Genomic DNA, 10,709 nt, shown 5'->3' with positions numbered 1-10,709 from the left:
AGACCGGCGCATTCTCGGCATGCCGTCCGACACCCTCCCGCACCCCCCGGAGCGGGGCAGGGCGGACACCTGTTTCGACCGGCATAGGGTTGGCGTCCATGACATGGCTGATCACCGGCGGAGCCGGATACATCGGGGCACATGTGGCGCGGGCGATGGCGGAGGCCGGGGAGCGTCTCGTCGTCCTCGACGACCTCTCGTCCGGGGTGCCGAACCGGCTTCCGGAGGACATCCCGCTGGTCCAGGGCTCCTCGCTGGACGGGGACCTGCTCAAGCGGGTGCTGTCGGAGCACGCGATCACGGGTGTGGTGCACCTCGCGGCGCGCAAGCAGGTCGGTGAGTCGGTGGCCCAGCCGACGCGCTACTACCAGGAGAACGTGGGCGGCCTCGCGACCGTCCTGGAGGCGGTCGCCGGGGCGGGTGTGAAGCGCTTCGTCTTCTCCTCGTCGGCGGCCGTCTACGGCAACCCCGATGTGGACCTCATCACGGAGGACACCCCCTGCGCCCCGATGAGCCCGTACGGCGAGACGAAGCTCGCCGGTGAGTGGCTGGTGCGGGCGACGGGCCGGGCGCACGGGATCGCGACCGTGTGCCTGCGCTACTTCAACGTGGCGGGGGCGGCCTCGCCGGAGCTCGCCGACACGGGCGTCTTCAACATCGTGCCGATGGTCTTCGACCGGCTCACCCGGGGCGAGGCCCCGCGGATCTTCGGGGACGACTACGCGACGCCGGACGGGACCACCGTCCGGGACTACATCCACGTCGCCGACCTCGCCGAGGCGCATCTCGCGGCGGCCCGGCGGCCGGTCGAGGGCGCGAGCGGCGACCTGACGGTGAACATCGGCAGGGGCGAGGGCGTCTCCGTGCGGGAGCTGATGACCCTCGTCTCCGAGGTGACCGGCGACCGCCGGCAGCCCGTCGTCGAGCCGCGCCGTCCGGGCGACGCGCCGCGCGCGGTGGCCTCGGCCGCCCTGGCCGGCGAGCGGCTCGGCTGGAGCGCGCGGCGCGGGGTCGCCGAGATGGTCGAGTCGGCCTGGCGCGGCTGGCAGTTCCACCACCCGGGGACCACCGTCGGATGATCTTGTCAACGCTCTGACCTGCGGATCGTTTCCGCAGGTCAGAGCATATGACAACGGTGTTCAGTGCCGCGTTGCCCAGGGGCCCGTGCCCGTAGTTCACTGTGAGTCCGGACCTGTTGTTCCGGACCGATGCACGGGAGGCGGCTTTCCATGGGGGCTGGGCACGATCACGGGCACGCGCACGGCGCTCCCCCGACGGGCACGGCGGCGGCCGCGTACCGCGGGAGGCTGCGCGTCGCCCTGGGCATCACGCTCACCGTCATGGTGGTCGAGATCTTCGGCGGTCTGCTGGCCGACTCGCTCGCGCTGGTCGCGGACGCGGCGCACATGGCGACCGACGCGCTGGGGCTCGGCATGGCGCTGCTCGCGATCCATTTCGCGGCGCGGCCACCGAGCCGCAACCGCACCTTCGGGCTGGCCCGGGCCGAGATCCTGGCCGCGCTCGCCAACTGTCTGCTGCTGCTCGTCGTCGGCGGCTACGTGCTCGTCGAGGCGATCCAGCGCTTCGTGACGCCCGCCGACACCCAGGGCGGACTGGCCATCGTGTTCGGCGCGATCGGTCTGGTCGCGAACTCGGTGTCGCTGACGCTGCTGATGCGCGGCCAGAAGGACAGCCTGAACGTGCGGGGGGCCTTCCTGGAGGTGGCGGCCGACGCGCTGGGCTCGCTGGCGGTCATCATCGCGGCGGTGGTCATCCTCACCACCGGCTGGCAGGCCGCGGACCCGATCGCCTCGATCGCCATCGCGCTGATGATCGTCCCGCGCACCTGGAAGCTGTTGCACGAGACGCTCGACGTGCTGCTGGAGGCGGCGCCCAAGGGCGTCGACATGGCGGAGGTACGCGCCCACATCCTGGCTCTCGACGGGGTCGAGGACATCCACGACCTGCACGCCTGGACCATCACGTCCGGCATGCCGGTGCTCTCGGCACACGTCGTCGTCAGTTCCGACGTGCTGAACGCCATAGGGCACGAGAAGGTGCTCCACGAACTCCAGGGCTGCCTGGGTGTCCACTTCGACGTGGAGCACTGCACGTTCCAGCTGGAGCCGAGCGGCCACGCCGAGCACGAGGCGCGGCTCTGCCACTGACCGCGGTCCTCCCGTAGAACCTGGGGCGGCGCGGTACCGCCCGCTGTTGGCGGGGCCGCGGTCCCCGGAGGTGGGGCGACGACGGTCGTACCCGGCGCTGCCCCGCGCAGCGATTTCGCCGTCCCCGTTTCCCGGGCCCGCGGCTGACCCGCCGTTCGGCGACGCGTCGGCCGGGCCCTCGTTCAAGGGTTTCCACCGCGACCGTGCGCACAGAGAACAGCACCCGACCGACCGGACGGCTCCGCCTGGCGCATCCGCCGGGAGACGTCCGCCGATGCCACGGCGGTGCACGCCCTGACCGCCGCCGCCTTCGGACGGGCCGAGGAGGCCGACCTGGTGGACGCGCCGCGCGCCGACCCGGAGGCCTGGCGCCCGGCCTGTCCTACGTCGCCGAGGCGCCGGACGGCTCCCTGGCGGCGTACGCGCTGATCACGCGTTGTCACGTCGACGGCGCCCCCGCGGCCGCGCCGGTGGCGGTCCGGCCCGATCTCCAGCGCAGCGGTGCCGGTTCGGCCGTCGTACGCGCGGTGCTGGACGCGGCACGCGGGCGAGGAGAGCGGCTCGTCCTCGTACTCGGGCATCCCGGGTACTACCCGAGGTTCGGTTTCGGACCCGCCGCCGCGTACGGCATCCGGCCCGGATTCGACGTGCCGTCCGAACATCTGATGGCCCTCGTCCTCGGCGATTCCTGGCCGGTGGCACCGGGCACGATCAGGTATCCAGCGGCTTTCGGCGTGTGACGCACACCGTCCGCATGTCCCGCTCCGGGCCCCCGGGGCGGGACATGCGGGAGCCGCGAAGTGCCGGGAGTGCCGCTTTCGTACGGCAGACTTGGGGCTTGAAGACCGATGCGAAGGATGGGTATGCCGATCACACCTGCCACCGCGACGCACAGTTCGTCGAACGGCACCGTTGAAGCGATCTTGCTGGAACTGGTCGACGAGGACGGCAACACGATCGGTACGGCGGAGAAGCTCGCCGCCCACCAGGCGCCGGGACAGCTGCACAGAGCGTTCTCGGTGTTCCTCTTCGACGAGCAGGGCCGGCTGCTGCTCCAGCAGCGCGCCCTCGGCAAGTACCACTCCCCCGGTGTCTGGTCCAACACCTGCTGCGGCCACCCGTACCCGGGCGAGGCGCCCTTCGCGGCCGCGGCCCGGCGGACGTACGAGGAGCTGGGGGTGTCGCCGACGCTGCTGGCCGAGGCGGGCACGGTCCGCTACAACCACCCGGACCCGGACTCGGGCCTGGTGGAGCAGGAGTACAACCACCTCTTCGTCGGCATGGTGCAGTCCGCGCTGCGGCCCGATCCCGAGGAGGTCGGCTCGACGGCGTTCGTGACCGCGGCCGAGCTGGCCGAGCGGCATGCGAAGGACCCGTTCTCGGCGTGGTTCATGACGGTTCTGGACGCGGCCCGTCCCGCCGTCCGTGAGCTGACGGGCCCGTCCGCGGGCTGGTAGCGGCTCCGCTACACGGCACCCGGGGTGAGCGGCAGGGCGGCCCAGATCACCTTGCCGCCGCTCGCGGTGTGCTCGACGTCGCACACCCCCCCGAACTCCCTGGTGACCTCGCGCACCAGCAGCAGGCCCCGGCCTCCGGTCTGGCCGTAGTCGGCCTCCAGCGCGGTCGGGCGGTAGGGGTGGTTGTCCTCGACGGACACCCGCACCCACTCGGCTCCGACGGCGACCTCGACCGCGAGCATCGGCGACAGGAGTGCCGCGTGCTTGACGGCGTTCGTGACCAGTTCGGAGACGATCAGCAGCAGTCCCTGGACGAGGTCGTCCGAGACCGGGACCCCCTGACGGGCCAGCAGGTCACGGACGGCGTGCCGTGCCTGCGGCACCGAGGCGTCGACGGCGGGCGCGGTGAACCGCCACACCCCCTCGTACGGCAGCGGCTCCGGCGATCTGACGCCGGGTGTCACGCCCCCGCCTTCTGGGCTCGGGTCGGACCCCCGCCCGAGGTTCTCCATCGTCCGGTCGCCACCCTTGCGCTCGATTGTCACCACACGTCGAGTGTTGGTAATGCGCTGGTCCGTACCGGAGAACTGAACAGAAGTCAGCGACTATCGACGCCTTCTGACCGTCTGCGTATGACACGGTCAGTTCCACGACAGCTCCTGCCCCTCTGGTGCCGCCTTCCGAAAGTATTCAGGTTGTACGGGTTTGTCCCGGAGCCGACGTGACGCGCTCGCCCCTCGCCTCCGGCACGCCCGGCCCCGTTCCGCTCCGGCCCCCCGGCCGCCTTCCGGCAGCCCTCCGAGGTGCGGATAGCATCCGGCTCATGGAGCCGCAGCTGTCGCATCACGTCGGCGACGGAGTCGCCACCGTCGTCATCGACCATCCCGCCAAGCGGAACGCCATGACGACGGAGATGTGGCGTGCGCTGCCTCCCCTGCTGGCGGAGCTGGCCGGCCGCCCCGACGTCCACGCCCTGGTGCTCACCGGCGAGGGCACGACCTTCTGCGCCGGGGCCGACATCTCCACGCTGCGCGGTTCCCCGGACGAGGCCCAGGGCCTGGCCGTGCTCGCCGAGGAGTCCCTCGCAGCGTTCCCCAAGCCGACGCTCGCCGCGATCCGCGGCTACTGCGTGGGCGGCGGCGCCCAGCTAGCGGCGGCCTGCGATCTGCGGTTCGCGCAGGAGGGAGCGCTGTTCGGCGTGACCCCGGCGAAGCTCGGGATCGTCTACCCCGCCTCCTCCACACGGCGGTTGGCGGCCCTGGTCGGACCGTCCGCCGCCAAGTACCTTCTCTTCTCCGGCGAGTTGATCGACACGGAGCGGGCGCTGCGCACCGGCCTGGTGGACGAGGTGCTGCCCGAGGGTGAACTCGACAAGCGGGTCGGGGAGTTCACCCGTGTCCTCGCCTCACGCTCACTGCTGACGCAGGCCTCGGCGAAGGAGTTCGCGAACGGGCGCACCGACCGCGACGCGTACTGGGCGGAGCAGGCGCGCGGCGGCGGCGACGCCCCGGAGGGTGTCGCCGCCTTCCTGGAGCGCAGGCAGCCGCGGTTCACCTGGACCCCCTGACACGGCCTAGCTCAGAACGACGTGGCTGCCGTCGCGGAACCTGTCGACGAGGTGGGCGGGCGCCTTCTCCGGTGAGCCCGCGTCGTACGGCGGCTGGGGGTCGTACTCGGTCAACAGCTGGACGGCCTGGGCGTGTTCGTCCCCGGCGATCCGGCCGAGCAGGGTGAGTCCCATGTCGATACCGGACGAGACACCGGCCGCCGTCACGTACTTGCCGTCGAACACGACCCGCTCCCCCGTCGGCTCGGCCCCGAACTTCTCGAGCCCGTCGAGGGCGAGCCAGTGCGAGGTGGCCCGGCGGCCTTCGAGGAGTCCGGCGGACGCGAGCAGCAGGGAGCCCGTGCACACCGAGGTCGTCCAGGCACTGGTTCCGTCCGCGGTGCGGAGCCAGTCGAGGAGGACCTCGTTGTCCATCTGGGCGCCCTGCCCCGGGCCGCCGGGAACCACCACGACGTCGGGATGACTGACCTCGGCGAGGCTCTTGTCGGCGATCAGCGCGAGGCGTCCGGTGTCGGAGCGGACGGGCCCGGTGCGCTCGGCGACGAAGACGGTGTCGGCGTCCGGGAGCCGGCCGAGCGTCTCGTAGGGGCCGACGGCGTCCAGGGCGGTGAAACGGTCGTAGAGGACGATGGCGATCTGCATCGGAGGCCTTTCGAGGGTGGGCGAGGCACGCGGGCGGGCGGGTGCGAGCGGGGCGGGCGGGTGCGAGCGGGGCGGGGCACGGATCCGCCTGTTCGGCCGGGCGGGTCCATCGGTGGCCGGGTGGATCGGTGCCGAGGGTGGACCCGGTGCGGTGTCAGCCGGCCGGTGCCGGCCGGAAGCGGCGCCGGTACTCGGCCGGCGCGGAGCCGAGGGTCTTCACGAAGGCGCGGCGCATGGCCTCCGGTGTGCCGTAGCCGCAGGCGCGGGAGATCTCCTCGACGCCGTCGGGGGTGTCCTCCAGGAGCCGGCGGGCGTGTTCGAGCCGGACGCCCTCGACGTAGCGGCCGGGCGTGGTGCCGGTCTCGGCCTGGAACGCGCGCGCGAAGTGACGGGGCGAGAGGCGGGCCCGGGCGGCGAGCGACTCGACACTCAGATCGCCGCCGGGGTGTTCGGAGATCCACTGCTGGACCTCGCGCAACGGTTCGCGCCGCGCGGTCTGCGCGGCGAGCTGGACGCTGAACTGGGCCTGGTTCCCGGGCCGTCGGAGGAAGACGACGAGGTGGCGGGCGATGGTGAGGGCCGCGGCACGGCCCAGGTCGTCCTCCACGAGGGCGAGGGCCAGGTCGATGCCGGAGGTGACCCCCGCCGACGTGGCCACGTGGCCGTCGCGGACGTAGATCGGATCGGGGTCCACCTCGACCGCCGGATGGTCGCGGGCGAGCCGGTCGCAGTACGCCCAGTGGGTCGTCGCCCGTCGGCCGTCGAGGAGGCCCGCCGCGGCGAGCAGGATCGCGCCGGTGCACACGGAGACGAGACGCTCGGCGCCCGGGCCGTGCGCGCGCAACCAGTCGACGAGGAGGGGGTCGGGGTTCCGCGTGCCCCTGCCTCCGGGCACCAGAAGCGTGTGCGGCGGGGGCGCCTCGGCGAGCGGATGGTCCGGGACGAGGACGAGTCCGCTGGAGCAGCGCACCGGAGCGCCGTCCAGGGAGGCGGTGCGGATGCGGTACGAGTCGGCGCGGTGGGCCTCGGCGCCCGCGAACACCTCCAGCGGGCCGGTGACGTCGAGGCTCTGGACGCCGTCGAAGAGGACGATCAGGACCGTTCGCATGCCTCGATTCTCGACCCGTGCCGGGATAGCCGCAATGACGTGCACCCCACCTTTCCTGCCATACGGGCACCACGGTTCACGACGTACCGACCAGTCGGTAATGTGCGGGGTATGACCACTCCACTGCCGGAGCGCGCCGGGCGCCGCTGCCACAACGTCCTCAACCCGCTGCACTCGACGCACTACTTCTCCCCCGATCTGGGGCGCGAGCTGGCCGCGGTCGGCATCGCGGACGACCGCGGCGCGTACTTCGCCGCGCGGTCCGCCGCCATGGGCGCGGTCGGCGCCGGCACGGTGACGGCGACGTTCTACAACTTCCGGCACGCGCTGGTGGCCGAGCACGTGCCCCAGGTGTGGGAGAAGGCCTCCCCGGAGACCGTCCTCGCGGCGCGCCTGCGGGCCGTGGACGCGACGCTGACACGGCTGCTCGGCGAGGACGTCGTCGCCTCCGAGGAGGTGGCCGAGGCCGCCCGGCTCGCGCTGCGTGCGGCCGAGGCCTGCGACGCGACGGCCCGGCCTCTGTACTCCGCCCATGCGGACCTCCCGGTGCCCGGGCCGCCGCATCTGGCGCTGTGGCACGCGGCGACCCTGCTCCGCGAACACCGCGGTGACGGTCACCTCGCAGCGCTGCTCGACGCGGAGCTGGATCCGGTGGAGGCCCTGGTGAGCCACACCGCGACCGGCAAGGGCATGGCCCCCAAGTGGGCGCTCGGCACCCGTGGCTGGAACCGGCAGGACTGGGAGGCGGCGTCCGGACGGCTGCGCGAGCGCGGGCTGCTCGACGCCGAGGGCGAGTTGACGGAGGCCGGTGTGGCCCTGCGGCAGGACATCGAGGACCGCACGGACCGCCTCGACCGCGCCCCCTACGAGCACCTCGGCGCGGCCGGGGTGGAGCGGCTCACCGAGCTCGCGAAGGGGCTGCTGATGACGGCGCTCGCCAACGGGGCGTTCCCGGCGGACATGATCGGCAAGAACTGAGGTACCCGTTCGTCACCGGCTCCTCCGTGCCGGAAGACGAAAGGGGAAAGACCATGCTGCGTGCCATTGCCGACGTTCTGCGTCAGATCGGCGGGGCCATCGCCACCGTCGTCACCCTGCCGTTCCGGGCTCTGGCCCGGCTGTTCGGCGGAGCCTCGGGCTCCGGACGGACCCGCAAGGCGTGAGGGACGGCGCCTCCCCCGGCGCCGCCCCGCGGCGCGCGACCGCTCCGTGCGCCGCCCTGATCCACCGTTGTCGGTGTCACCTGCCACAATTGCCGCGCAACCCCAGTGGAGAAGGCGGTACGGGATCGTGACGACACCCCTCGTAGGGTCCATCGAAGGCAGGATCGCCGAGGAACTCGGCGTACGGGAGCGGCAGGTCAAGGCCGCCGTCGACTTGCTCGACGGCGGCTCGACCGTGCCCTTCATCGCCCGCTACCGCAAGGAAGCGACCGAGATGCTCGACGATGCGCAGCTGCGCACCCTCGAGGAACGGCTGCGCTATCTGCGGGAACTGGAGGAGCGGCGCGCCGCGATCCTCGAATCGGTGCGCGAGCAGGACAAGCTCACCCCCGAGGTGGAGGCGCAGATCAGGGGCGCCGAGACGAAGGCGCGCCTGGAGGACATCTACCTCCCGTTCAAGCCGAAGCGGCGCACCAAGGCGCAGATCGCCCGTGAGGCGGGCCTCGGACCGCTGGCCGACGGCCTGCTCGGCGACCCGTCCGTCGACCCGCTCGCCGCGGCCGCGGCCTTCGTCGACGCGGACAAGGGCGTCGCCGACGCGCAGGCCGCGCTGGACGGCGCCCGGTCGATCCTCACCGAGCGCTTCTCGGAGGACGCGGACCTCATCGGCGAGCTGCGCGAGCGCATGTGGGTGCGCGGCCGGCTGTCCGCCAAGGTCCGGGAGGGCAAGGAGGAGGCGGGCGCCAAGTTCGCCGACTACTTCGACTTCGCGGAGCCCTTCAAGGACCTCCCCTCGCACCGCGTCCTCGCGATGCTGCGCGGCGAGAAGGAGGACGTCCTCGACCTCGTCCTGGAGCCCGAGGAGCCGACGGAGGGCCCTTCGTCGTACGAGGGGACCGTCGCCCACCGCTTCGGCATCGCCGACCGCGGCCGGCCCGGTGACAAGTGGCTGGTGGACACGGCCCGTTGGGCCTGGCGCACCCGCATCCTCGTGCACCTCGGCATCGACGTGCGGCTGCGGCTGCGCACGGCCGCCGAGGACGAGGCGGTGAACGTCTTCGCGGCGAACCTGCGGGACCTGCTGCTCGCCGCCCCGGCGGGCACGCGCGCGACGCTGGGCCTCGACCCCGGTTTCCGTACGGGTGTGAAGGTCGCCGTCGTGGACGCGACCGGCAAGGTCGTCGCCACCGACGTCATCCACCCGCACGTTCCGGCCAACCGGTGGGACGAGGCCGTCGCCAAGCTCGCCCGGCTCGCCGAGGAGCACACGGTCGACCTGATCGCGATCGGCAACGGCACGGCCTCCCGCGAGACCGACAAGCTCGCCGCGGAGCTGATCACCAAGCACCCCGAGCTGAACCTCACGAAGGTGATGGTGTCCGAGGCGGGGGCGTCGGTGTACTCCGCGTCCGCGTTCGCCTCGCAGGAGCTGCCCGACATGGACGTGTCGCTGCGCGGCGCCGTCTCCATCGCACGGCGCCTCCAGGACCCGCTGGCCGAGCTGGTGAAGATCGACCCCAAGTCGATCGGGGTCGGGCAGTACCAGCACGACCTGTCCGAGGTGAAGCTCTCCCGCTCGCTGGACGCGGTGGTCGAGGACTGTGTCAACGGCGTGGGGGTGGACGTGAACACCGCCTCCGCCCCGCTGCTGGCCCGCGTCTCCGGCATCACCTCGGGCCTCGCGGAGAACATCGTGGCGCACCGCGACGCGAACGGCCCCTTCACCTCGCGTACGTCCCTCAAGGGCGTCGCCCGGCTGGGCCCGAAGGCGTACGAGCAGTGCGCCGGCTTCCTGCGTATCCGGGGCGGCGATGACCCGCTGGACGCCTCCAGCGTGCACCCCGAGGCGTACCCCGTGGTGCGGCGGATGGTGAAGACGGCCGGTGGTGAGGTCGGTTCGCTGGTCGGCAACACGGGCGTGCTGCGCTCGCTGAGGCCCGCCGACTTCGTGGACGAGAAGTTCGGCCTGCCGACGGTGACGGACATCCTCAGGGAGCTGGAGAAGCCCGGGCGCGACCCGCGGCCCGCCTTCAAGACGGCCACGTTCAAGGACGGCGTCGAGAAGATCTCCGACCTGGCCCCCGGGATGATCCTGGAGGGCGTCGTGACGAACGTGGCCGCGTTCGGTGCCTTCGTCGACGTCGGCGTCCACCAGGACGGGCTCGTGCACGTCTCCGCGATGTCGAGGACGTTCGTCAAGGACCCGCGTGACGTGGTGAAGCCCGGCGACATCGTCAAGGTGAAGGTCCAGGACGTCGACATCCCGCGCAAGCGGATCTCGCTGACCCTGCGGCTGGACGACGAGGCGGCGGCACCGGCTCCCGCCGAGGGCGGCGGCCGTCCGCAGCGGGGCGGGCGTCCGCCCCAGCAGCGGGGGCAGCGGCAGGGTGGCCAGCGACAGGGCGGGGGCGGCCGCGGAAGTGGCGGCGGCACCGGCGGTGGCTCGCGGCAGGCTCCGCCGCCCGCGAACAGCGCGATGGCGGACGCCCTGCGGCGCGCGGGTCTGACCGACCCCAAGGGCGGCCGGGGCTGACACGCGCTCCGGGCGCCGGGGCCGCGACCGGGTCCCGGGTACGGGGAGGGTGAAGGCCTCGGTGGGACGGG

Annotated in this window: 10 protein-coding genes and 1 pseudogene; 8 read left to right on the top strand and 3 right to left on the bottom strand. The window is 72.6% G+C overall.

Features of this window, described 5'->3' with window-relative positions:
• The first annotated feature begins 98 nt into the window (after positions 1-98).
• From galE to idi, 4 genes and pseudogenes are all read left to right on the top strand, one after another.
• Complete coding sequence (gene galE / locus B0675_RS21390; protein WP_081220418.1) at positions 99-1,079, top strand: UDP-glucose 4-epimerase GalE; 981 nt, start codon at positions 99-101, stop codon at positions 1,077-1,079.
• Positions 1,080-1,229: 150 nt separating this feature from the next.
• Positions 1,230-2,168, top strand: a complete 939-nt coding sequence (locus B0675_RS21385; protein ID WP_081220417.1) for a cation diffusion facilitator family transporter — start codon at positions 1,230-1,232, stop codon at positions 2,166-2,168.
• A gap of 255 nt (positions 2,169-2,423) precedes the next feature.
• A pseudogene (locus B0675_RS21380) lies at positions 2,424-2,908 on the top strand (N-acetyltransferase); the annotation flags it as partial.
• A 123-nt stretch (positions 2,909-3,031) separates the two neighbouring features.
• Entirely contained in the window at positions 3,032-3,625 is a 594-nt protein-coding gene (gene idi, locus B0675_RS21375; RefSeq protein ID WP_081220416.1) for an isopentenyl-diphosphate Delta-isomerase, read from the top strand.
• An 8-nt stretch (positions 3,626-3,633) separates the two neighbouring features.
• On the opposite strand, the gene B0675_RS21370 is transcribed toward idi, so the two are convergent.
• The gene (locus B0675_RS21370) at positions 3,634-4,137 is read right to left on the bottom strand and encodes an ATP-binding protein (protein WP_081221925.1); all 504 of its coding nucleotides are present in this window, start codon (positions 4,135-4,137) and stop codon (positions 3,634-3,636) included.
• Between the two features lie 311 nt (positions 4,138-4,448).
• On the opposite strand from B0675_RS21370, the gene B0675_RS21365 reads away from it, so the two are divergent.
• On the top strand, positions 4,449-5,192 hold the full coding sequence (locus B0675_RS21365) for an enoyl-CoA hydratase/isomerase family protein (protein WP_081220415.1): 744 nt from the start codon (positions 4,449-4,451) through the stop codon (positions 5,190-5,192).
• A 6-nt stretch (positions 5,193-5,198) separates the two neighbouring features.
• On the opposite strand, the gene B0675_RS21360 is transcribed toward B0675_RS21365, so the two are convergent.
• On the bottom strand, positions 5,199-5,834 hold the full coding sequence (locus tag B0675_RS21360) for a DJ-1/PfpI family protein (RefSeq protein ID WP_081220414.1): 636 nt from the start codon (positions 5,832-5,834) through the stop codon (positions 5,199-5,201).
• 154 nt (positions 5,835-5,988) lie between these two features.
• Entirely contained in the window at positions 5,989-6,942 is a 954-nt protein-coding gene (locus B0675_RS21355) for a GlxA family transcriptional regulator (RefSeq protein WP_081220413.1), read from the bottom strand.
• Between the two features lie 111 nt (positions 6,943-7,053).
• On the opposite strand from B0675_RS21355, the gene B0675_RS21350 reads away from it, so the two are divergent.
• From B0675_RS21350 to B0675_RS21345, 3 genes are all read left to right on the top strand, one after another.
• Complete coding sequence (locus B0675_RS21350; protein ID WP_081220412.1) at positions 7,054-7,920, top strand: hypothetical protein; 867 nt, start codon at positions 7,054-7,056, stop codon at positions 7,918-7,920.
• A gap of 53 nt (positions 7,921-7,973) precedes the next feature.
• Positions 7,974-8,105 (top strand): LPFR motif small protein, encoded by a 132-nt coding sequence (locus B0675_RS42440; protein WP_266617602.1) that lies wholly within the window; start codon positions 7,974-7,976, stop codon positions 8,103-8,105.
• 127 nt (positions 8,106-8,232) lie between these two features.
• The gene (locus B0675_RS21345; protein ID WP_081220411.1) at positions 8,233-10,638 is read left to right on the top strand and encodes a Tex family protein; all 2,406 of its coding nucleotides are present in this window, start codon (positions 8,233-8,235) and stop codon (positions 10,636-10,638) included.
• The last annotated feature ends 71 nt before the right edge of the window (positions 10,639-10,709 follow it).

The organism is Streptomyces sp. M41(2017) (assembly GCF_002078175.1).
Classification (GTDB): Bacteria; Actinomycetota; Actinomycetes; order Streptomycetales; family Streptomycetaceae; genus Streptomyces.
This window is presented reverse-complemented; position numbering and strand designations above follow the sequence as displayed.